The organism is uncultured Porphyromonas sp. (assembly GCF_938023125.1).
Classification (GTDB): domain Bacteria; phylum Bacteroidota; class Bacteroidia; order Bacteroidales; family Porphyromonadaceae; genus Porphyromonas.
The window spans coordinates 1-23,060 of sequence record NZ_CALHDW010000019.1 but is presented as its reverse complement, the minus strand read 5'-3'; the positions used below and the strand labels follow the sequence as shown (position 1 = coordinate 23,060).

Annotated in this window: 16 protein-coding genes and 2 rRNA genes; 1 reads left to right on the top strand and 17 read right to left on the bottom strand. The window is 47.6% G+C overall.

From position 1 onward, the window contains the following. Positions 1-37: 37 nt before the first annotated feature. A complete protein-coding gene (locus Q0090_RS07915) occupies positions 38-1,174 on the bottom strand; it encodes a beta-ketoacyl-ACP synthase III (protein WP_297949453.1) in 1,137 nt (378 codons plus the stop codon). Between the two features lies 1 nt (position 1,175). Then, a complete protein-coding gene (locus Q0090_RS07910) occupies positions 1,176-1,793 on the bottom strand; it encodes a TetR/AcrR family transcriptional regulator (protein WP_297949451.1) in 618 nt (205 codons plus the stop codon). A gap of 624 nt (positions 1,794-2,417) precedes the next feature. On the opposite strand from Q0090_RS07910, the gene Q0090_RS07905 reads away from it, so the two are divergent. Next, positions 2,418-3,290: a hypothetical protein gene (locus tag Q0090_RS07905; protein ID WP_297949449.1), complete on the top strand. Its 873-nt coding sequence runs from the start codon at positions 2,418-2,420 to the stop codon at positions 3,288-3,290. Positions 3,291-3,715: 425 nt separating this feature from the next. Here Q0090_RS07905 and Q0090_RS07900 read toward each other — a convergent pair whose 3' ends face one another. From Q0090_RS07900 to Q0090_RS07830, 15 genes are all read right to left on the bottom strand, one after another. Continuing rightward, positions 3,716-5,005: a hemolysin family protein gene (locus tag Q0090_RS07900; protein ID WP_297949447.1), complete on the bottom strand. Its 1,290-nt coding sequence runs from the start codon at positions 5,003-5,005 to the stop codon at positions 3,716-3,718. After that, a complete protein-coding gene (gene lptC, locus Q0090_RS07895) occupies positions 5,002-5,643 on the bottom strand; it encodes an LPS export ABC transporter periplasmic protein LptC (protein WP_297949445.1) in 642 nt (213 codons plus the stop codon). The genes Q0090_RS07900 and lptC overlap by 4 nt, the downstream gene beginning before the upstream one ends. Positions 5,644-5,691: 48 nt before the next feature. After that, entirely contained in the window at positions 5,692-7,062 is a 1,371-nt protein-coding gene (locus Q0090_RS07890; protein WP_297949443.1) for a hypothetical protein, read from the bottom strand. Positions 7,063-7,127: 65 nt separating this feature from the next. Then, positions 7,128-8,429, bottom strand: a complete 1,302-nt coding sequence (locus Q0090_RS07885; protein WP_297949441.1) for a hypothetical protein — start codon at positions 8,427-8,429, stop codon at positions 7,128-7,130. After that, positions 8,410-9,177, bottom strand: a complete 768-nt coding sequence (locus tag Q0090_RS07880) for a type III pantothenate kinase (RefSeq protein ID WP_297949439.1) — start codon at positions 9,175-9,177, stop codon at positions 8,410-8,412. The genes Q0090_RS07885 and Q0090_RS07880 overlap by 20 nt, the downstream gene beginning before the upstream one ends. A 32-nt stretch (positions 9,178-9,209) precedes the next feature. Continuing rightward, the gene (gene lipA / locus Q0090_RS07875) at positions 9,210-10,094 is read right to left on the bottom strand and encodes a lipoyl synthase (RefSeq protein WP_297949437.1); all 885 of its coding nucleotides are present in this window, start codon (positions 10,092-10,094) and stop codon (positions 9,210-9,212) included. A gap of 43 nt (positions 10,095-10,137) precedes the next feature. Continuing rightward, positions 10,138-12,348 (bottom strand): S9 family peptidase, encoded by a 2,211-nt coding sequence (locus Q0090_RS07870; RefSeq protein ID WP_297949435.1) that lies wholly within the window; start codon positions 12,346-12,348, stop codon positions 10,138-10,140. Between the two features lie 33 nt (positions 12,349-12,381). After that, positions 12,382-12,816, bottom strand: coding sequence for an META domain-containing protein (locus tag Q0090_RS07865; RefSeq protein WP_297949433.1), 435 nt, complete (start codon positions 12,814-12,816; stop codon positions 12,382-12,384). 49 nt (positions 12,817-12,865) lie between these two features. Continuing rightward, positions 12,866-13,699 (bottom strand): glutamate racemase, encoded by an 834-nt coding sequence (murI, locus tag Q0090_RS07860; protein ID WP_297949431.1) that lies wholly within the window; start codon positions 13,697-13,699, stop codon positions 12,866-12,868. A gap of 495 nt (positions 13,700-14,194) precedes the next feature. Beyond that, on the bottom strand, positions 14,195-15,400 hold the full coding sequence (locus Q0090_RS07855) for a DUF1302 family protein (protein WP_297949470.1): 1,206 nt from the start codon (positions 15,398-15,400) through the stop codon (positions 14,195-14,197). A gap of 65 nt (positions 15,401-15,465) precedes the next feature. Next, positions 15,466-16,248, bottom strand: coding sequence for an outer membrane lipoprotein-sorting protein (locus tag Q0090_RS07850; RefSeq protein ID WP_297949429.1), 783 nt, complete (start codon positions 16,246-16,248; stop codon positions 15,466-15,468). 46 nt (positions 16,249-16,294) lie between these two features. Further along, positions 16,295-18,628, bottom strand: a complete 2,334-nt coding sequence (locus Q0090_RS07845) for an MMPL family transporter (protein ID WP_297949468.1) — start codon at positions 18,626-18,628, stop codon at positions 16,295-16,297. Positions 18,629-19,168: 540 nt separating this feature from the next. Then, positions 19,169-21,283 (bottom strand): DUF262 domain-containing protein, encoded by a 2,115-nt coding sequence (locus tag Q0090_RS07840; RefSeq protein ID WP_297949427.1) that lies wholly within the window; start codon positions 21,281-21,283, stop codon positions 19,169-19,171. A gap of 1,212 nt (positions 21,284-22,495) precedes the next feature. Then, positions 22,496-22,606 (bottom strand): 5S ribosomal RNA (rrf, locus tag Q0090_RS07835). A 130-nt stretch (positions 22,607-22,736) separates the two neighbouring features. After that, positions 22,737-23,060 (bottom strand): 23S ribosomal RNA (locus Q0090_RS07830); the annotation flags it as partial.

Here is a 23,060-nt window from a genome sequence, read left to right as displayed (position 1 = left end):
GCATTATAGGTGATTATTAAGAGCAAGCTTTTGATTGTCATTTAGACAAAAGCGCTGTTCCAAACGAGAATCTTCCACTTTCAGGGACAAGAAGGAGTATCTTCTGTCCCCTCTTTATGTTATTTGTTCTTATGAACTCCTCTAATGCCACGTAGATGGAAGCAGAGCCGATATTTCCCACAGAGATTAGATTAGTAAACCATTTTTCTTTAGTGAGAGGGATGCCGCGTGAGGCGAGTTCATCGTTTAATTTCTCATAGAAAAACATTGATGAAATATGAGGAATGACATAGTCTATCTCATTGGGATATACATTATGCTTCTTGAGAACGTTCTCAATGTGATTAACACAATACTTAGTGGCATATTCTTTGAGAATTCGGACATCTTGTTTTGCCACAAACACTCCCTTCTCTCTAATCTCTTCAGAGGAATACTCTTTCCACCCCTTTAACGTGCCATCAGAGTCCTTTTCCGCTGCCATAAACATACAGACAGGTAACTCATTAGCGTATGACGTCATTTCAACCCATTCAATTTCAAAAGAAAGATCCCCCTTGGGTTCATTTTCTAATAGGACAGCTCCAGCTCCATCAGAAAGCATGAATCTTAGAAAATCTTTCTCAAAAGCTATGTAGGGATTTTTGTCTACATCACTATGCATAGCCTCATACTCCGCATCGTAAAATTTTGCCATAAAAGTTGGGGATGACAGTTCGGAAGCTGAACAAATGGCTGAACTATGAAGCCCCGAAAGGATATGACTATAGCCAATCTTCAGAGCTTGTAATGAAGTCAGACATACACCTGCGGAAGAGAATATCTCCATCGGGAAGTTACCCAACTCCCCATGTACCATAGAGGCGTGCGATGGGAGTAATTGATCAGGGGTACTCGTTCCGCACGCCAATAGCCCTACGTTTTGAGGTAATTGACCATCATCAAATAGCTTGACAATGGCTTCTTTTGCTAGTTGGGCATTTGTATGGGTAAGTTTGCTGTTCTTGTCTAGAGCATAATATCTCTGTTGAATTCCATTTTGGCGAAGTACGATTGATTTTATTCGAGACTTATTTCCCCCAATCAGTCCTATGTATTCTTCCATTTCGTCATTAGAAATAGGAGAATTGGGCAAAAAAGAGGCAATCCGATTTATATAAACTTTCCTATCCATATCAATGTGTGTTGATTTGTGAGTATAGAGTATTCCAAAGTTTGTCCAGCTGCTCAATATCTAAGCCTGAAAATAATGCGTCTTTAAACGAAAGACCTATATAAGTGTGCCTAAACAAAGAAGCTATATCTTCGCTTGTTTCACTTGACGATATTTCCTTTTTGGATTTAGCCAATTCGATAATATTTATCCAACAAGAGGACTCTCTTTCCTCATAGGCTTTCATTTCATCTTCAAAACTTGGATATAAAGCTTTGAGCTCAAGAATAAATCGATAGAAGTGAAAATGCTTCGCCTCTCCTTTGTTTATTTGACTTAGGAGATCCATCCTGTTCTTAATAGCACAGAGTTGTTCTACTATAAAGTCTCTCAAAGGTGTTTCTGAAATGGAATACTTTGATTGAGATCCTTCACTTGAAGAAGAAATGTGATTGAAGAAGAACATGTCTCCCACACTTTTGAACATATCCTCTTTACTCTTGAAGTAGTAAAACACTAATCCTCTTGAAACATTTGCAGCATTCTCAATTTCGGCAATACTAACTCTGTCATATCCCTTTAAAATGAAAAGCCTAAATGCTTCTTTTACTATGTTCTCTTTGCTTGATTTTCTTGCCATATCAACCTATATATGTTCTACTCATATCAGCAGTGGAACAAACCGACTACTGAGTGAACTTTGGAGTAAAGATATGAAATACAAAGCAAACATCCAAATCTGCAGATTGCAGATTCTAGTATCAAGTGCAACGGTATAACAAATGCAGTGCTAGGACTTCATTCGGAGATTTAAAGTCCAAACTTTTCCTGGGTCTGTTGTTTAGCAATATCCTGATATATCATTTTTGTTTGTCATTGATATATTTGAAGGAAGCCCCTTTGGCTAGGTATTGTCGAATGAGTTTGTTAAACTCCAATGATAAGGTCCATTTCGAAATCTCCCAAACGCTCTTTACGGTCAATGCAGTCCGGTCTCTCGTCTATACTTTTTCGCCGTCTCCATTTCCCTTTTGTGGGAGAAGCTAAAGCCTTGTGAGGCTATTTTAGATGGGGCTCGCATGAAAAGAGAGACCTCCCCCACCCTTTTCCCCCTTATGGAGAAAGGGATACCGGCAGAGTTGCCCACAAAGGGGGTTTATCCCAAGCGAAAATAGCCTTCATTTCATTCTATTTTAGTATTTTTGCAAACAAACTACACTGCAGAGACGCGGAGTATGGAAAAATTAAGCCAATAGGCAGGATTATGAAATATTACTCTAAGACACAAGTATTAATACTCTTTTCGCTTGCTATCCTGAGCGCCCTACTGACCATCGGCTGCAAGAAGAGCGGTAAGAGGTGTGCAGATGGAAAGGGAGAACAAGCCACTGCGATGCCATCGTCGGAGGCTGAGTACAAAGGCCTCAAGACCGTGGCCGACAGCACGTATAATGGCTGGCACATCATTATACAAGAGGCCAATACAGACGTCAAAATAGAGAATTCCGACCTGTTTGACAAGAAGGCTCTGATCACCATCTCGAAGGATGGGAAGTTGCTATTTGACAAAGAAGAGTTTACCACAAACGGACTGCACGAGTCCCTCGACAATCAATTTGCTTTGTCTTCGGGGGTTATTGAGCAAATCACCAACACCTCTGTATATATCACCTTGGGGGCTTTTATCCCGGAAACAGACGAAGGGATTTTCGTTCTCCTCGCCTTCTCAAAAGATGGTCACTTCAAGAAGTATATGGCTCCAACCTCGCTCAACGAATCGGACCTTATCACCTATTTTTACATCATGTACACCCATGAGAACCTACAAGACCCCGTAGACAAACCATCTCTACAACGGATAGCCAAGGCCTACGGCACCCCTAGCTTTGTGGCACAATTGGAGAAAAACGGCCCCTTATCCATCTATCCGCCCGAAGTGATCTCTCGTTACAAACTTAATGTGCACATAGAGTCTGAGAGTCTCGGCAGCTACGGCAATAGTACCATTCCCTGCAAGGCTCTTTTCTACCCACACAGAAGCGACAACCTCATTAGCGCTATGCATGTTGAGCTAAAGCATACCGTGGGAGAAGAGGATGGTCTATCCTACATCCGAATCAATCGGATTAGCCGCTAACCGATAGTTGCCCCTACCCCCAAAAGAGGGTAAGAATGGCGCCGAAACAGGGCAAAACTCTCCGAGATTTAGGGCAAGACTCCCCGAGAAATCAGGCAAAACAAGGCGATGTTTTCAGCTACATTCCTTTCATTTATCACCTATTACTCTCACACTCCCCCACGGGAGAGCAACAACCCCCTCGTGGAATATAAAAAAAAGGCTGGCTCCGAATAACCAGAGTCAGCCCTTCTTTTGTAGTCCGACCTCACCTAGCCTACCCCCGACAAGGAGGCAAAACGCAGCTATCTTCTAAGGAGGAAAGCGAAAAGCAAGGCCCCCAAAAGGAGTAAAAATTAGCCCCGACTCCCCCCAACAGAAGGAGAAAACGGCAACAAACGAGGGAGAAAAGGGAAGAAATAAGGGAGGGAGAGAGGCGGGAACGATTAGTCGAGAAGCGTCAACTTCACCAACTCAATACGTGTAGAGCTCGAGCGCAAGATGGTAAAGCGAAGCTTGCCGATCTCCACAACTTCACGAGTCTTGGGGATATCTCCATGATGGGCAAGGATAAGCCCCGCCAGCGTATTGTACTCGTCACTCTCGGGCAGGTTGAGGTGGAACTCCCCGTTGATAAGGTCAATCTCGCAGCGGGCCGAGAAAATATAGTTGCTATCGTCTACCTGACGGATCACTAGCTGCTTCTTGTCGTGCTCATCCTCAATATCTCCAAAGATCTCCTCTACGAGGTCTTCCATGGTTACGATACCGGCCATACCGCCTAGCTCATCTACCACAATGGCTACGGACTGCTTGCGCTGCATCAGCTGCTTCATTAGCTTATGACCAAAGAGACTCTCCGGCACAAAAAGCGCCTGCTTCATACGCTGCTGCCAATCATCCCCACGAAACATCTCCGAGGAGTGGATATAGCCGACCACGTTGTCTATACTTCCATTGTAGACGATTACTTTGGAGAGACCCGTGGAGACAAAGATCCCCCTCAAGGTCTCTAGCGAGGTCGCAAGATCGCAAGCCACCACTTCGCTACGGGGCACCATGCAGTCTCTCGCCCGCACATCGGAGAAGCCAATCGCATTCTGAATAATCTTGACCTCCGTATTGAGTGTCCCCTGATCGTCGTCGTGCAGGAGCGTATCACTGAGGTAGTGATCGAGGTCAACGGTCGTTAGGCGCCGATGCACCACGGCCTGATTCCCACGCACACCCATGAGGCGGAGGAACCCTCGCGACAGCACCGAGCAGAAGAGGGTAATAGGCAGAAGGAGAAAATAGAAAAAGGCAGAAAGCAACGAAAAATGCCGCATCGCACTATTCGGATTCCGCTTAAATTGGGACTTGGGGAGGTACTCCCCAAATACGATAATAACAAGGGTAGATATGAGAGAATCCACCAAGACAAGGAGCCAACCGGAGTGAATGAACTGCTCCAAATAGGGATCCAAGATGAACGACATCAAGAGACCATACATCACAAGCACAATGTTGTTGCCCACGAGTACGGTCGTAACATAGCGGTCGGGGTTGCGAAAGAGCATTTTGAGCGCCTTCGAGACGGCTCCTCCCTTCGAGAGGTCCACCTCTACCCTAAGGCGGTCACTCGTGAGGTAGGCAATCTCCATCCCCGAAAAGAAAGCCGAGAGGATGAGTAGAGCAATCACACCCAGCACAGAGAGCAACGAGAGGGGGGGGAAAGAGCTGGTGAGGAGTATCATTCTTCTGACTTTTCTTCTTTTACGTCCATCTGACCAACGTTGTTGTAGAACGTGTATTGCTGGAAGTTTTGCGATGCCTCAAAGTGGCTTCCCATTAGCGAACGCCCTAGCCCTTCGATCCGCACCGTATCTTGCGAAAAGACCTTTCCCTGGTTCTTATCCCAATAGAGGTGACGAGTGGTAAAACGCTCGCCCGAGAGATTAACCACCAAGACGTGCCCTATGAAATCCCACAGCTCTTCGTTCATGTAGTAGTAGGCCGTATCGCACTTCACTTGTGCGAGCTTATTCTTCTTATCGTCGAACTTCTCGGCATAGAATCCCTTCGGGAAAACCCAACAAGGGCGCTCCCGCTTCTCGTAGATATACCACTCCAAAGCTACCATGCGGTACTGCGTTTTGCCCGAGTCTGAGATAAGTACATCTACGCTATCGGTGTACATGCTGTAGATAGAGTCGAGACTAAACTCGTGCTTCACCACCTGTGTGGTACCATCTCCTCCACAACTATAGAGGATCGGGAAAAACAAAAAAGCCAAGACGCTCAGCACTCTAAGCTGAGAACGCTTGACCTGTAGACGAGGAGCTATTGGCACGACTCTAAGGGAGGACGATGTCAAAAAAAAATTTTGATTCATGCCCGGGGGAGCATCTTCTCTCTCCCCCATAGGCATGAACGATAATGGTTAGCGGATAACAGTGCTTTCGCCAATCCAACCGCCTACGAAGAAGCTATTACCCTTGTCTAGCTCGGGGTGCATGAAGATGTCCGACGAGCTGGGGAGGTGGCGGCGATACTGTGCGATAAGCGAAGCAGCCTCACCGGCTACACGTGAGTCTATAGAGCGAGCACGCTCTAGCTTATCCAATACGAGATAGAATACGCAACGTTGCTTGAGGGCGTCTCCGGGGAAGATGCTGTTGGCTGTTGCTGCATACATCTTGGCAATAAGGATAAGAGGGCTACCCATTGAGGGGTTCTCGGCCATAGCCTTTTGGCAATAAGCACGGCTCTGTGAGTATTGACGTGCATTCATGCTCATCACAGCGAGTGTGTAGTAGCAGCTGGCCTTGATGTTCTTATCGCTTGTAAGCGAAATAGCTTTGTTGAGATATTCGGTCGCTTCGGTGTTCTTATTGGCACTCATAGCCTCCTTAGCCAAACCGAGCGCTGAGGCAGCGGTAGGCTTGATGGCGAAGAGATACTTACTAGCCTTGAAGTAGAGAGGATCTTTTTCGCAATCGGCATTGCGGAACATATCAAGCATAGCCTGCAAGAAAGCGATGTTGCTCTTGTTGGCTTCTAGGTCTTTACCGTAGATCTTTACGAGCATATTGCACTGAGCAAGCCCGCTCTGTACAAAGAGCATATCAAGCTGATCTTTGAGGCTTCGTACGTACTCAATGCGTACGGTATCACCCGTTGCTTCGGCAGCTTCTACGGCCTTTTCCATGATATCATTACCACTCATGTAGTCATTGATATACTGCTGGTGCCAAGACTCGTTGCCGATAGCCTTGTTGAGCGAAGAGTAGACGTTGAAGTACACCACCTTAGCATCCGTCTCCCCGCCAATCTGTTCGATAACGGGCTTAGTCCAACTATAGATTTTATCGTAGTCCACCTTTTCTTTGGGTACAAGCTGGAGGTAATCGGTAACCTTGCTAGCGGTGATCCAATCCAAGCCATAGCGGGGATCGTCACCAAAGTACTTTGCTCTATCGTCGTAGAGCTTCATCAGCTCATCTACCTTGGCAGCACGCTTGGCAGGGTCTGTCTCTTTTTGTATTTGCCAGTTGAGGATTTTTACTCCGGATATGTATATATTCTTTGAAGAGCCGGGGCACTCTGCATAGGCCTTCTTCCAAAATTCATAGGCATCGGTATAGCTTTCGCTCTTTACATAGGAAGAGAAGAGGCTGATATTTTCGCGGCAGCGAATGCTATCTTGCCCCGATCCGAAGGGAGTACCGGAGGCTATCCCGGTTTGTGCCCAAGCTACAAGCGAAGAGGCAAGTAGCGTAGCCGAAAAGATAATACACTTTAGTCCTTTCATAGTGTTGCTTGTTTACTATTTATTTCGTCTTGTATAATCGGTTGGTGATATAGAGGTAGGGGTCGTTAGTCGAGGCGTATCTTGCGGAACCAAGCTTCATTGAAACGCAATCCCAATGTAATACGGAAATAATTCTCATGTACCCAACTAGTCTCTTGAGGGAAGAGATGATTATAATCGAAAGTCAGGTCCACCCAAGAGCGTCGGTCCACCATAGGGATCCCCAAACCGAATGAAACGCCCCCCTTCATATAGCCCTTATAGGCTAGATTACTGGGCAAGGTGATGTAGCTATTCTCGGCGGAGAGACCAAATCTGTACTCCATTCTCTGCCAAATAGAACGTGCTACCTCACTGGGGGTATAGGTTGCGCCCAAACCTATTTGCCACTGATCACGAGCCTGATAGTGTGGTTGGCCCGTGAGGGCTTTCTGCCACATATTATATTGGACATCGGCAGCGAGCAATAGTTTATTATTCCACTGATATGCCAAGCCTAAGCCAAAAGCATTAGGCGTATGGTAAGAATTGTTGGAGGTGATGGTATCGGCCTGTTGGGGCGTAGCTGAGGTGCTGGAAGAGAGTAGCTTCTGACTTACCAATCTACTAGCAAGAGGCAAGGAGGGTGAGTAGGTAACCCCAAAGGTGAGCGAGTGCTCTTTGGCAAAAGAGACAGCGTACTGCATCCCGGCATCCAGCTTAAAGCCGTGCAACGAAAGAGCCCCAATGTTTGTAAGGTTATTGGCGGTCGTTGAGTTGAAGTCCACGAGACGTCGATTCACAAGCGTGCCGAAGAGATACGAGCCATTCACCCCAAAAGAGAGGTTCTTAATCGGGTCGAAAGAGACTCCCAAATAGACCTCTGAGATATTACCGCTCCCCTGATAGAGGGTGGTGTACTGCTTATTGGTTGCCCCCTCGATCTCTTGAGAGGATCCAAAGCGATAGCCAACGGTAGAAAAAGGCATAATACCGGCGCTTACCGCCATCCAGGGAGCCACGGGGAAAAGCATGGTAGCATACTCAAAGTTGCCCAAGAGGCGAGCATCTTTGTTACTCCCCTCCACAAACCACGAAGTACCGGCACTGGCGCTGAAGTCGAAGATAAAAGTCTGACTATCCACCGCAGCATAAGAGGCCGGATTCTTAGGATTGATAAAGCGATCGGAGCGTAAGGCAATACCGACATTCCCCATACCTCGCGATACTCCGGCAGTCTTCTGAGACAAGTCTCCGATGCCAAAACGGGAGTAGGGAGACTCCGTACTATTGCTCTGTGCCCTCATCCCATGGGGAAGGGCGACCGTGAGAGCCAGCACTAAGAGGGCTGACATCCAACGGGAGGTGTTACTTATGTTTCTGTGCATTGTACTCTAATAATCTATCAAGCCCCCTCAAAACAAGGTCGGGCACTACAAAGGTCACATTTTTTACTTTATCGGCAAAATATGTAGCGTATCCACCCGTCAAAATTACCTTTAGATGGGGCGTTTTGGACTGAAGTTGGCGGATGTATCCCTCAATTTCGTAGACAATCCCCCAAGCGATCCCGCCCAAAATGGCTTCATGCGTATTGCTTCCCATCTCGGGAGCATCGGACGTAAGCTCCACCTCGGGTAGGAGGGCCGTAGCCATATGTAGCGCACGGCTCCGAGTGCGTGGGCCGGGAGAGATATTGCCTCCGAGGTACTCTCCCTTGCTAGAGACCCATTCGTAGGTAATCGCTGTGCCAATATCTATAACGAGCACGTCTGTATCCTTCTCGGTAAAAGCCAAGGCACCAACGGCCAGAGCAAGACGATCGGCCCCCAGCTGCGCCCTTTCGTAATGAAGGGCACGGAGAGGAGACTCTGTCTCGGCGTCGATTTGTAAGAAATAGTATGACTGCTCTTGCAGATAGGCAGGAGCAAATAGTTGAGGTTCCCCCACGGATGAATAGACGGTAAATAGCCGTCCGCCCGGAGCCACTTGGCACAAAGGCGCCAACGTCTCAGGGGTAAGTTGCTCCATAAATACCACCTCGGGAGAAAAAACACCATCGTCCACTACAGCTACTTTTGCGTAGCTGTTGCCTTTGTCTATGAGCAAATGTCGCTCGTGGGGTAGGGATGCCATAATTCTCTTATCTGCCTAAGGGTGGGAAAGTATCAGTGTTCGTATGGGATATCAGTAGGCGAAGTACGATTGACTTGCTCCTCGGCATGGTACGAAGAGCGCACCAAGGGACCACTAACCACATGGGTAAACCCCTTTTGGAGAGCCACCTCTCGAAGGTGGTCGAACTGTGCCGGCTCAATGTAAGCCTCCACAGGAATATTTTTGCGGCTCGGGCGCAAATACTGCCCGATGGTGAGGATGCTAACGCCCACACTCAGGGCATCGTCCATCGTCTCCAAGATCTCCTCTTCGCTCTCTCCTAGCCCTAGCATAATGCCCGTTTTTGCGGGGATCCCCTGCTTGGCAATATGCCCTAACACCGCCAAACTGCGCTCGTAGGTAGCCACACTACGCACCGAGGGAGTAAGACGCCTTACCGTCTCTAGATTATGCGAGATGATGTTGGGGCGAGCCGAAATTACGAGATCAACCATGGCTAGATCCCCTCGAAAGTCTGGGATAAGGACCTCACACGTTACATTTGGATTAAGCTCTTGTATCGCAAGGATGGTCTCCTGCCAGTGATGCGCTCCGCCATCGGGGAGGTCGTCTCTGTCTACACTTGTAATTACAGCATGCTTTAGACCCATGGTGCGCACACTCTCTGCCACAGCACGAGGCTCGTTGGGATCGAGAGGCAAAGGACGCCCCGAGAGGGTATTACAAAAGCGACAACTACGTGTACAAATGTTCCCGCCAATCATAAAGGTGGCGGTACCTCGGCTCCAGCACTCTCCCTGATTGGGACACCGCCCACTGCTGCAAATGGTATGCAGGCAATGCCCTTCGATCACCTTACGCGTCTCGCCATAGGTGACGGAGCCACCTAGTTTGATGCGGAGCCACTCAGGCTTTTTGACAAAGTTGCTAGACATAGTTCGGGTACGAGTTGTGCCTTTTTATGATAGTGCTGCTTGCTTACAAATTCTTCTTGAGGTAGTTAACGATCCGTGAGAAAAGATGGTAGCGAGTATTGCCGCCGTAGATGCCGTGATCGCGATCGGTGTATACAGCCATCTCAAAAGGCACGTTGCTCTGCACCAGCTTCTCGGTGAAATCCATTGTATTTTGGAGGTGTACGTTGTCGTCCGCACTACCATGGATAATGAGCAGATTGCCCTTCAAGCGATCCGCCAAAGCAAGAGGCGCTCCCTTGCGATAGCCTTCGGGATTCTCTTGCGGGGTGCGTAGGTAACGCTCTGTGTATATAGAGTCGTAGAAACGCCAGTCTGTTACGGGGGCAATAGATACCCCGGCCTTGAAGGTGCCCTCACCACGGCAAAGCGAGAGAAGGGTCATATAACCACCAAAACTCCAGCCCCAGATGCCAATGCGAGAGGCATCAATGTAACTATATTTGCCGAAAGCCTTGGCAGCCGCTAGCTGGTCGTCGCTCTCTAGGATACCCAAATTCATATAGGTACACTTGCGCCATTCTCGTCCTCTAGCTCCGGTGCCTCTACCATCCACACAGGCCACGATGTAGCCCTCTTGGGCGAGAGCGAACTCCCAATCAATCTCGAATTTATCGAGCACCTCCTGCGAGTCGGGGCCACTATACTGCACCATCAGGAGAGGATACTGCTTGTTGGGATCGAAATCCACAGGCTTCTGCATCCATCCATTCAGGGTTATGCCGTTTCCAATCTCAAGTTGGATAAATTCCTTCGGTAGGTATTTGTATTGAGCCAGGCGGGCCGTGAGTTCTTTGTTTTCCTCGAGCGTGCGCTGTATCTTGCCGTCTTTGCTAGAGCGGATTGTGTACTGAGGCGCTACTCTACTGCTGCTATAGACATTGAGGAAGTAGGAGAAGTCGTGACTAAAAGTAGCTTGATTAATACCAGCTTCGCCTGCCAACACCATCGTTTTACCCGCAGGCGAAACCTTGAGGATACGGCGACGGATAGGGGTCTCATCTGCTGCTTGATAGTAGGCATTCCCCTCCTTGTCTACACCATAGAGGGTGATAATATCCCATTTACCCTTTGTCAATTGACGAACACGCTCTCCCGTGGTGCTATAGCGATAGAGGTGGGCATAACCATCCGCCTCGCTCACCATCGTAAAGCCCTTGGCGTCAATAGCTAGTGTATTCACCCATTCGATTTTCACATACGCCTCATCGGTGTCTCTTAGGGTCTGCTTGGCAATAAGCGTTGCAGGGTCTACCAAGAAGAGTCGGAAGTCATTTTGGTGACGATTGAGGGTGCAAACAGCCAAGGCATTGTTTATGGGAGTGAACTCGATACGAGGGATGTAGCTCTCCTTGTCGATGGGGAGAGAGACGGGGCGCACCACCTTCTGATCCACATTGTAGACATGCAACGATATGGACGAATTCTTCTCTCCGGCCTTGGGGTATTTGTAGGTGTACTCTCCCGGGTAGAGACCGGTACCATAGATAGGCATACTGTAAGCCGGCACCTCCGACTCATCGAAGCGAACGAATGCCAAATAACCGCCATCTTGGCTCCACGAGAGCAATTTGGTGCAATAGAGCTCCTCTTCGTAGACCCAATCGGTGGCCCCATTGATTACTTCATTGCGCTTGCCATCGGTGGTTACCTGCACCTCACTGTTGTAGTCGAACTTATGAATAAAGATATTGTTGTCTCGCACAAAAGCCACCATGCGCCCATCGGGGCTAAAGGTAGGGATCATCAGCTTGCCGGAGCTGAGTGGCTCAAGTTGCTTCCGACGTACGTCGTAGTGGTACGTGGTAGAGCGAGACGAACGGCGATAAATCCGCTCCATATCCGTCATGATCAAGATATGATTGCCGCAAGGAGAGATCTGGTAATCATCTATGCTCTCGGGGGTCTTAAAGTCGCCATTCTTGCTCATTGCCCCCAAGGCTAGCTGCGAAAGATCGAAAAGTGTAGCGACCTCCCGACCCGTAGCAAACTCATACTGCACAATGGCCGTGCGGGTATCATTGAGTGCCGTGTAGTAGCGACCATCCACCATAGAGCGGAACGAGCCACCGGCCCCCCGGGGCGAAAAATGCCAATTGGTAATCTCCTTGAGAGAGAAAAGACGCTCACCCTGCTGAGCTTGTGCTCCCACCGACGAGAGCAAAAGCAGCGCCATCGCAACAAAAAAAGGACGTACGGAAATACGGATATTCATTGACTTTATTCTTTTATCCACCCTTACTAAAAACTACTTCTCGGCGGTGCGTTGCAAGACCAAGGTCTTCTCTCCGTTGGCATTGTAGATCTCTGCCTTTTCGCCTTTAACTTTTATCTTGGCAGATTTCTCTAGAGTTCTAAAGAGGCTTACCTCTATGCCCATACCCTCACAGCCAACGCGTGTAGAGATAATATTGGAGACCGTGAAAGCGCCTTCGGGAGTCATCTGGAAGTCCCCTCCGTAGCTATTGCACATCCCCATACCTCCGAGGCGCATTTCTTTTGTATCGAATGAGAGGGTCATCACCTTTTCCCCTTCGGGGTGGTCTATGGCGCTGCCATTCATCTCTTGTACCAACCACGAACCGTTGAGGGTATCTTTGCTTACTTTCTTAGCGCAGCACGAAAGAGAAAATGCGGCTACTGCCATAAAAGAGACAATGGTAAAAATGATTTTTCTTTTCATAGGAAAGAATCTATCTAGTATGTTTTATTTCTATTTATACTCCGGGGGGCTAATCAATTGTAGCCTGCTCGGCTTGTACTTTTTCTTCGAGGAACACGGAGGCCTTCTCTGCAAACTTATCGGCCTGCTCCGTGGTCAGATAGCGGATGGAGCCGCCCTTAGAGAGACGAGCGTCCATATCCGTATGGCGCCCTAGGTAGTCTTGCAGCGAAGATGCCACATACTCCCCTTGGGAAACCACCGTAATGCTGGGGGTAATAAGCCTTTTGATCTTCTGACGCAACAAGGGATAATGGGTACATGCCAAGACTATTGTGTCGATTGTCTTATCCTTGCTGAGCAGCGCATCGAGGTGCTTACGCACATAGTAATCGGCCCCCGGGCTATCGGCTTCTCCATTTTCCACCAAAGGAACCCACATGGGGCAGGCCTCCTCGCTCACGATAATGTGCGGGAAAAGCTTTGCAATCTCCATCTGATAGCTATGACTGCCGACAGTCCCCTCCGTTGCCAAGATGCCCACATGCTTACTCGAGGTGATCATATCGACAGCCTCCACCGTGGGGCGAATAATCCCCAACACCCGGCGCGAGGGATCGCTCATTTGAGGCAAATCTTGCTGCTGGATGGTACGCAACGCCTTGGCAGAGGCCGTATTACATGCCAAGATAACCAAGGGGCAGCCCATCTCAAACAGACGCTCTACAGCCTGCGATGTAAACTTATAGACAATTTCGAAGGAGCGACTGCCATACGGAGAGCGAGCATTGTCTCCCAGATATAGATAGTCGTACTGAGGCATTAACTTACGAATCTCTCGCAAAATGGTAAGCCCACCATAACCGGAATCAAAAATACCAATTGGGGCAATCTGTTCGTTCATTCTATTCTCGCAATCGCTCTTTCTTATGGGACAAGCCTTATTATTCGGAGTGTAAAGGTACCAAATCTTCGCACAATAGCCTAAAGAATGCTCTCGTAGAAATAGTAAAAACATGAACAAAGACAGGTCAAAGGGAAAGGGGGAAACCATCCGTACCTTCATCCCAAACTGAAAGAATTATAGTGATTCGGGCAGAAAGCCTTCCGCCGAAAGCATTTTAGTGATAGAAGGCATCATATATCGGTTCGCGAACGAAACATTTGACATTACACAAACAAATGCCCTTGTAAATAAGCGACATAGAGAGAAAATCGAAAAAGTAACATCTAACATTTACCTCAAGCAACATTTGACATTTATGCTCCTCTCACTTGCTCCTTAGAAAGATAAAGAAGCATCTTCGGGAGGAACAAAAACAAACAAGCTGCCCCCTAGCGTGAGAAGGCAGCTTGCCATAAAAGAAAGAAACTCCCCAATGAGAATGGGAGGAAAATCTCAGAAACTATAACGAGCCTTGAACCAGAACTCCGAATTATCCTTGTAGATAGCAAAGAGACTGTCGTGCCCTTCCGATGCTCCCAACCAATCGTAACCCACGATAAGGCGCACCTGATCGCTAAGAGCATAGTCCGCCGTAAAGCGACTAAACCACCCCTTACCCGTCAGGTCGATATAGGTAAAGTCCGAAAGCTCAAGTGTGGCGCCTAATAGCTTTTTTGAGAGATGAAAAGTCAAAAGAGAGGTATTACGTTTTTGGGCAATGAGGTCGCTATACCCAAAGATATTCTCCATAGAAAATTGCGCCGAGGCTATCCAATCATTAGCGCCATACCAGTCAACGCCAGTTAGCCAATTGAGGGTATTGAAGCCTCGCTGCTCTCCTACTCCTTTGTATGTAAAGTGCTTACTGATATTGAATGCGGCTTCCCCACGCAGGACAAATTGCCCAAGAGGCACAGCCACATCGCCTCCCACAAATCCCATGCGATAGTAATGCGGCACGACTTCTACCTCCGTAGGGGAGAGGAATTGCCGCGTGATTACGGGCATTTTATTCCATGTATGCAGGGCAGCGAGCGAGAAGTCTACCCCCGGCAGGGTGGCACTCAAGCGCAAGCCATACTCCATATTAGCCAGTTTAAGTGCGGGTGTACTCCCCTTGTCGTTCCAGGTAACGGTAAGGTTGGGGTCCTTCGCCTGAGCAAAGATATTCCACGGATTAGAGCGATCCGTAGGGAGCTTATACCCCTCGAAAGTAGGAACGAGAACGCCCTCTGCCTTAAATATCTCATTGAAAAGCGATAGACGTAGGGCGTTTACCGGCATACGCACATCGTCATAATCTTGTGCTAAGAACTCCGTCAGATCCAACGGAGAAACGAGGTCGGTAATGCGCACGCCATCTGCTGCACCCCAAATAACGAACTGTCGTCCGGCGCGTATCCCCCAGTGCTCCCCTCGATGCTCGAAGAAAGCCTCTCGCAAACGGATCCCCGTCTCACTAGGGAGAACGGCGTTGTAGACGGCATTGATCGAAACCTCTACGAGCGACTGCCCAAAGCGTTTCTCAAACTCACCCCGCACTCGGGTACGTGAGGTCATAAAATCGAAGGGCGAGCTACTGCGCACGGCATGGTACGTCTCCACATTCCCCTTTACGTCGAAGGCGGGAGGGGATGTATCCTCTTCGTTTTGCCCCATGAGAGGCAAGGCGGTTAGCAACGCTGCCCCCATAAGGAGGAGACAGCGCACTCTCACAAATCGTTTCATAGCGATCCTTTCTCTAGCGAAGTCACACTAAACTTGCCTTCGGCTAGGGGGGTGTTAAACTTACTATTCTTAAACTCCAGGATGGTCTTATGCTCCGTTTGTACGTTGGTCATCTGCATCTTTTGGGCCGTCCAGAATCCATCTATCTTGTGAATTTCGGAGATCTCGAGCTTACGATGCAGTCTCCCTGCTCTATCGTAGTACTCCACAACTACGGGAATGTTGCAATCTTGGCGAATCCAAGCGACTTTCTTACTAAAGACATCCCGACTATCTTTGGAGGTGGACTCCAGCTTCCAGCACTTGTGCCCATCGATCGTCTCCTCGCCCAGATACTTGTGCGTATCTTCATCTACATTGCGGCTCCCCATATCGTCGTAGGTAAAGTCGCTGCCCATGAAATAGTCTTTTTTGGCCGAAGAGCCACTGATGCGTCGGGTTTTCTTCATGGCAGGGAGGTAGAGCCACTTGTCGTCATCCTTCCCTATTTCGTCGTAATCCCAGGTAAGGAAGCCCGTCCCTTTCACATCACCCGGGTAAAGGAAAAACATGATCGTTTTACGGTCTTTCTTCCCCTTTCCTACGTCAATGGAGTAGGAGATAAGTTTGCGTTCTCTCACACTACCACGCTTATTGATTAGCTTCATGGTCATCTCCGACTGACGTGTATCTCCATCGGGTCTGTCCTTTACCTTTTGGGCTATCTCACGCCCGGTTTGTGCCATGGCACTACCTACGGCAAGCATTGCAGCAATGCCTAGTATTGCTATTCTTTTCATACTATATCGGTATTATATTTTCACTCTCGAATTAGTTTCTTCTCCATTACTGAGCCTCTTTCTCCTCCTCTTTGCCAAAGATTTTGAAGCGGCGGAAAAGGAGCGGCGTAATACACAAGTCCGCAAGAAGAGCCGTTAGCATCCCGGCAACCGACAAGATCCCCATATGGACGAACATCATACCATCGGAGATACAATAGGCGGCAAAGTTACTAGATATAATCACACTCGTAAGAACGATGGGCGTACCTACGATGCGGAAGGTCTTGAGGATGGCTGAGCGATAATTGCGCTGGCGGTCGAACTCCAAATGCCCATGATTGATAAAGTGAATGGTATCGTCTACGGCAAGCCCTAGGATCATAGGCATGATGGTAGCTGTCATCATATCCAACGGATAATTGAGGAAACCCATCAAGCCCCCCACGGCAAGAGCCGGCATGATATTCGGGATCAAGCCAATGAGCCCTACACGCACGCTACCAAATACCACCATCATCAGCACTCCAATGATCAGCAGCGAGAGCAGGAATGAGACGATCTGCCCACGCACCACATACTGCATCATTACCGAGAACTGCGGCATCGTCCCCACGGGAGTAACCTTGGCATTAGGTAGTAAACGGCTAGCCACCGAGACCAATTCATTCATTTCTCGCTCAATCTCTGCCGAGTTATAGTTGACCATCTCCACGCGCAAGCGCAAGAATCGGTAGTCATAGTCCATCCAGTTCTCGGCCTCGCTGCCTCCCGCATTCTCATAGAGGAGCAATTGCTGAGCAATCTCATCCGAGGTCTCGGGCAAACGATAGTAGGCGGGATTATCCGCATGAAGCGTCTGATTGAGGTCTTTGAGAATATTAAGAACCGAAGTCGTGCGCTTGGTGAGCACGTACCCATCCGCAAGGCGTGCAAGAGAGTCGAGGGCCCGAAGAGACTGAGGCGTCTTGGCTTGCCCCTCTTCCGGGAACTCTATCATTATATCATACGAATAGATGGAGCCTAATTCGCTCTCAGCCACTTCGAGTATATCCTGTATGTACTGGATGCGTCGCCCCTGTGTGCGCTCCACATCAAAGGCCGGCTCTACCTTGGTAAAGCCATACACCATAACTGCGGTAACCGCAAAAAAGATAATCCAAACCAATCTCTCGTGCTGCAATACACCACTACCAAAGCGCTCCAACTTACGATCCAACCAATGCTGACCCTCTTCACTCGCATGCTCTTTGGGCTGTTTATCCTTACCCAAACTCAAGAGCGTGGGCATCACCATAATCGTAATGAAGAAGGCAAAGAAGACACTCGAAGCCGTGGCAATGCCCACAAAGTGCATGGGCGCCATGGGGATCGCAAGAAAAGAAAGAAGTGCCACAAGAGTGGTAAGCGCACTAAATAGAATGGGCCATCCGGTCTCGCTAATCGTCTCAATGGCCGCTTGTTTCCGTTTGCCATGAAGACGCATCTGCCTACGGAAGTAGGAGTGTATATGGATGTTGTACGCCACCGAGACGGCAAAAGCCAATAGCATAGGTACTAGCATCATACCGCTATCGATACTCAAATGCAAATATCCCGTGAGACCATACGCCATTATGATGGCAGAGAAAGCCGTTATTACCGGTACAATCACACCCCGAATCGAACGAGTAGCCAATGCCAAAACAAGGATGGCAAGGACTACGGCCAACCCCATTACAAGGGGAAGCTCATGATCTATCCAATCCATTTTCCGCTCAGTAAGGTAGGGCATCCCGGCCCCCTTGGGATGAAGTGAAGCATACTCGGGCTTGGTTATGATATGCCGCAACTCTTCCCCCGTTGCCTTCTCTGCACCCCCTGTCTCTGGGAAGGGGGTTAATTTCAATAAGATCCACGAGAGACGACCATCCTGCGATACAAGACGATGCGCAATGTTGGGTTTGAGAAATGCCCTGCGCCGCACCTCGGCTAATCCGGCCGGATCGCCGGGGATCTCCTCGGGCACAATCTGCTCAAGGGTCATCCCCTCTTCATTCCCCTCCATAAACTCAATGTCTGTAAGAGAGGTGATCTTATCGGCATAGGTAATACTATCCATCATCTCATTGGAGAGCTGGCGGATAAGTTCTAGCTTTTCTTTGGTGAATATATTGTCGCACTCGAGGAGCACGGCAGCGTAATTATCATTACCAAACACCTCCTTAAACTCCTTTGTTTGTAGGAGCATCGGGTCATCCTCTAGGAAATAATCCTCCCACGAAGTCTTGACATTGAGCATTCGCATCCCATTGGCTCCCACTGCCAGCAACAGCACAAAGGCGCCTAATACCCACCAGCGATGGCGGATAATCTGGTCCCCCACACGGAAGAACCATCGATTGATTCGTTCTACGTTTATCATTTTTTATCCCTTCAACTTGTCGTTTTCCCCTTTCCGATCGGGAGTGATCGCTTATATGAAGGGTCCTTCTAGCCTAATCTTATCCTATCGCTATCCGAATCCCTCTTTAACTATTGGCAAAGGTAGAATAGACAAATAGCGTTTACAATCCCCACTTTTAGGGATTTTTCACTCTACACTCCCCACATAAGAGTATCATAGTCTACTATCTGTCAAACGCTTATAGCGATCTAACAAAAAACAGCAAACGATGAGGGGTTGTAGAAGTGACCGGAAGAGGACTGCTGTACCATAGGGGGGAAGCATTACATATCCAAGCGGATAGAGCCAGCAACGCAGAAAGGATGATTCCTAAAATATAAAGCCTTGGGCTGCACAAAGGCAACTCAAGGCTCACGAAGAGGGGCAGCTTGACTTTACTCGCACATACACGCCAAAACTCTCCTACCACGAAGATAGAAAAACTAATTGATCTATAAGCCCATAGAGTTAGATAGGGAACAAAAGGCCTTAAACTCCAATGTATTCCATCGGGTATTATTCTTTTATAGGTTCAAGCAGCATCACTAGCTCAGACTCAGCAATATCACACTTGTCAAAAAGAGAACGCATACACCGAAGTTTGCTTGTGTTATCCAAAGATGTCAACAAGTATTTCTGCGGTGCAATCTCTGTGCAATCTCTTGCATTGACTTCTTTTGCTAGGACTTTTTGGGCAGAGTAGAAGAAGGCCTCTTTATCATAGAGTGTATCTACAATGTCAGTGTATTTTTGTTCCACGGTCTTAACGACTTGTAAGAGCATATTTTTCCATGTATTTTCCTCATATTCTTCCCCAAAAAGACGGAACCCTTTTAGTTTTCTGTTTGTGGGGGAAAATGTTTCTTCATCTAAAGAGACCTCGTCAATAGGCTTGGGTAGTGGCTTGAATGCCATTGCCGGCAATGGATAAAGACGCAAAAAGATATCCACCATTTCTTTGCAGCGATTCTGTAACTCTATTTCTGTCCATTTATCACAAGATGTTACACTCCTCGTTAAACGATACTTAGAGTCTCCATATCCTGGGCATATTTCATTTCCTATAGTGTTACCATCACGCTTTGTACCAAATGGCTTATTGCTCAGTTTGCTATTAAAACCGGTCAATGTCAGGTTGGCAAATGTGTGAAGGTATTTCTCTTGTATCTCTTGAAAGTTGTCCCCAAGCATTGCTTTCCACTCTTTAGTGAGTGTCTGTGGCATAATATGTTCAATGGTGGCATCCTTATTTTTCATCTCGGTAGCTACATCATTGTATTCACCAGGTATAGCGTTCTCTAGCCTCTCAAAGAGAAAAATCTGGAATGGCTTTGGCATATGATAGGCATCACGTATCTTTATCGATTCCTCAAACTGTACATCTCTTGGCAACTGATAGTTACCATCACGTCGCATAATGTGATAAGCCAATATCTCTGAATAAGAATTCTTAAGTTCAACATTAGCAGAAGCGTACTCATCCATACTTTTCAGCACATCCTTATGCAGGGCGCAAAACACCTGCGTAAGTGCATTACCAGGCATATTGCATACAATACGTCTTGCCAAATAGTTTTCTACCAAGTCAATCACTTTGTACACTTCTTCGTCCGGAAGTGCATGGGTAGAGACATACTTCAAAAATTGAATGAAGAATACATTGGCCACATCTGTTTCGATATTGCAGATATGACGCATCTTCTCCGAAAGCTTGGGAGTAGAGAGTTTGGCTTCGGTGATCTGTTGATAGTACCCCACATACTCCAGCATTTCTACCAACTCCGTCTTACGCTCACGCCCTTCCATATATTTTTTCCATTCGGAGTATATGTTAGACTCACGAACGGGACGTTGTAGCTGCCGCTTTATGGTGAGATAGTCACGCAAGAATCTTGTCGGCTGATTCTCAGTCTTATACTCAATCTTCTGCCAATAATCATTGAAACAAACTTGTTGCTCTTCGGGCGTCAATGACATCAAAATATAGTTGCGTATTTTGTCGGCTTCAGTAAGAGCCAATCCGGTAGAGTTCAAGCTCTCAAAGATGAGTTGCGCGTCATCATCTTTCCCCAACTCTATTGATATGATTTGCAATCGCTTAACAGCGTCAAGTATTTGGTCGAAAGAAAGGGTCTGTGGCTTCCTTGTTAGCTTCTCATAGAAATAGCGATAATTGCGAGTTACTTTCGAATTCTCTACTAACCCCTCTTCACCTCTAAAGATCTTATCATAGGCAATTCGGTCGTTTTCGATTGGGAGTAACTTTATTTTCCGCTCCGAATTAGAGAATTCTACTTTTAAGAATGTCTCAGCCTCTTTCATTCTTGACTCGTCCGTAATTTCAAGAACTCCGTCTCTCACAGCCCTTATTCCTGCCAGTAGCAGTAGCGAAATAGTGGTCAAACGTTGTTGCCCATCAATGACCAATCTATTGTACATGCTGTCTGTAGAAGAGGTAACTATCGAACCAAAAAAATGTGTAGATCTATTGGAGGAACTCAACTTCAGCAAATCCCCAAACAATTGTTCACAGTTCTCTATTTGCCAATCATAGTTGCGCTGATATACAGGTATTACAAATTGGATTTGTAGTCCTATAAATTGATATAACAATCTTGCGTTCCCCTCCATAATTCGTTGTCCTATTACTAAACCAAGCCCAATACATTTGGGCAGACTTCATCTGTAGATTTTCTCTCACTAAATAAATGACATCTAGATACAAAGGTACCCTTTTTAAGAGTATTACCCACATAAGAGCAAAGGCTATTGCTCATGAGGCTTAAAATCTTGCATCTAATCATTCTTCTCCCCCCCTCTGGCAGAAGGAGAAGAGTGTGTGAACGATAAAGTCCGAATAGAGGTGGTCGAACAGACCTTTCGGGATTGTCTTCTCGTCCTGGGGTGAAATCCTTTTCGGAATAGGCCTAAAGTTCGAAGGATTTTGGGCAAGATTCTTCGAGAAATCAGGCAATATTCAGAGAGCTTTTCAGTCTACTCTCTCCGCCTAATTAGCTGACGCCAAACGAAAGCGTCGCTGCGAAGCTAGGAAGGAGCAAGGGGACAAGGGAGCATCTCCCTCTATATGTGTTCCTCTCGTAGTTAGCTGCGGAAGCAAAAGTATCTGAGACTCCCCTTAAGAGACTCCCTTAGCCTATATCCTCCTTCTCCTCATCCTTGTTCAGCCCACACTCCGAATAGTTTTGCTACTTTTGTAGTGAGGATTACCCGGGTAATGCCGCTATTCTTCGTCCGCGGGGGCTAACACGTTTCTGTAATGTGTTAGCCTTCCGTCTTTTTAGGGATCATAGAAGCATGTTTGAAACCTGCCATTTTCTACGGTAACCACAAAAAAAGAGAACTAAATAATCGCAAGTCCGTGGTTTAACAACGCCCACGGGGCGATTAAATAGCCCTCTTTCACTACAAAGATAAGAGAAAAACGCAATTCGCTTACTCTTCCCAATTTAGTCACAACGCCTTCTTCGAGCTAAGCCTCCCCCTAAAGCGACTACCCTCAAAGTCCCCTAAGCTTAACGACAGCCCCGAACGAGTCCTACGAGAGGTCACTTAATCAGGGTTTCATGAACAAGATATTCTTGAAAGCCCATGAGTTCTCCTTGTCGGGGTAATGGAGAGGTCTCTAAAGCCCTACATTGGACGGAGAAGAACCGAGCCAAAGGGGGCTAAAGGCTCCTCCAGGAAGGCTCCAAAACGCGAAAGGGACCTCCCCGCTCGACAATCCCCTCTCTATGCCTCTCCCTCTCCAGCTCCGGAGAAACTCCCCCTTCCAACAAAAAAAGAGAACCCCCAAGCATTCCTGCTCAAGGGTTCTCTCATCGAAAACGGCGGCTACCTACTCTCCCACTTTTACGCAGTACCATCGGCGTGGTTGGGCTTAACTTCTCTGTTCGGAATGGGAAGAGGTGGAACCCCAACGCTATAACCACCTTAATAAGTCTGACATCTTGGCAATTAGAAACTCTCAAGAATGAGTTAAAGCTCTAAGTAAGCGAACCTCGCTTTTCCATAACCCCTAAAGGTATACGGAAACTGAGACTCTCTACATTTACTCTACAACCTTTTCGCGAAAATATTCGGGATATTAGTACTACTCGGCTTTTACATTACTGCATATACACCTATAGCCTATCAAGGTCGTCGTCTACAACCTCCCTATATGGATATCTAATCTTGAGGCTGGCTTCGTGCTTAGATGCTTTCAGCACTTATCCAATCCCGACTTAGCTACTCGGCAGTGCTCCTGGCGGAACAACCGATAGACCAGAGGTCAGTCCAACACGGTCCTCTCGTACTAGTGTCAGAGCCTCGCAAATATCCTGCGCCCACAACAGATAGAGACCGAACTGTCTCACGACGTTCTGAACCCAGCTCGCGTGCCACTTTA

Excerpts from the sequence above, each read along its gene's own strand:
- Q0090_RS07915 (WP_297949453.1), bottom strand. The coding sequence starts at position 1,174 with ATGGATAGGAAAGTTTATATAAATCGGATTGCCTCTTTTTTGCCCAAT.
- Q0090_RS07910 (WP_297949451.1), bottom strand. The coding sequence starts at position 1,793 with ATGGCAAGAAAATCAAGCAAAGAGAACATAGTAAAAGAAGCATTTAGG.
- Q0090_RS07905 (WP_297949449.1), top strand. The coding sequence starts at position 2,418 with ATGAAATATTACTCTAAGACACAAGTATTAATACTCTTTTCGCTTGCT.
- Q0090_RS07900 (WP_297949447.1), bottom strand. The coding sequence starts at position 5,005 with ATGATACTCCTCACCAGCTCTTTCCCCCCCCTCTCGTTGCTCTCTGTG.
- lptC (WP_297949445.1), bottom strand. The coding sequence starts at position 5,643 with ATGAATCAAAATTTTTTTTTGACATCGTCCTCCCTTAGAGTCGTGCCA.
- Q0090_RS07890 (WP_297949443.1), bottom strand. The coding sequence starts at position 7,062 with ATGAAAGGACTAAAGTGTATTATCTTTTCGGCTACGCTACTTGCCTCT.
- Q0090_RS07885 (WP_297949441.1), bottom strand. The coding sequence starts at position 8,429 with ATGCACAGAAACATAAGTAACACCTCCCGTTGGATGTCAGCCCTCTTA.
- Q0090_RS07880 (WP_297949439.1), bottom strand. The coding sequence starts at position 9,177 with ATGGCATCCCTACCCCACGAGCGACATTTGCTCATAGACAAAGGCAAC.
- lipA (WP_297949437.1), bottom strand. The coding sequence starts at position 10,094 with ATGTCTAGCAACTTTGTCAAAAAGCCTGAGTGGCTCCGCATCAAACTA.
- Q0090_RS07870 (WP_297949435.1), bottom strand. The coding sequence starts at position 12,348 with ATGAATATCCGTATTTCCGTACGTCCTTTTTTTGTTGCGATGGCGCTG.
- Q0090_RS07865 (WP_297949433.1), bottom strand. The coding sequence starts at position 12,816 with ATGAAAAGAAAAATCATTTTTACCATTGTCTCTTTTATGGCAGTAGCC.
- murI (WP_297949431.1), bottom strand. The coding sequence starts at position 13,699 with ATGAACGAACAGATTGCCCCAATTGGTATTTTTGATTCCGGTTATGGT.
- Q0090_RS07855 (WP_297949470.1), bottom strand. The coding sequence starts at position 15,400 with ATGGGGCAAAACGAAGAGGATACATCCCCTCCCGCCTTCGACGTAAAG.
- Q0090_RS07850 (WP_297949429.1), bottom strand. The coding sequence starts at position 16,248 with ATGAAAAGAATAGCAATACTAGGCATTGCTGCAATGCTTGCCGTAGGT.
- Q0090_RS07840 (WP_297949427.1), bottom strand. The coding sequence starts at position 21,283 with ATGGAGGGGAACGCAAGATTGTTATATCAATTTATAGGACTACAAATC.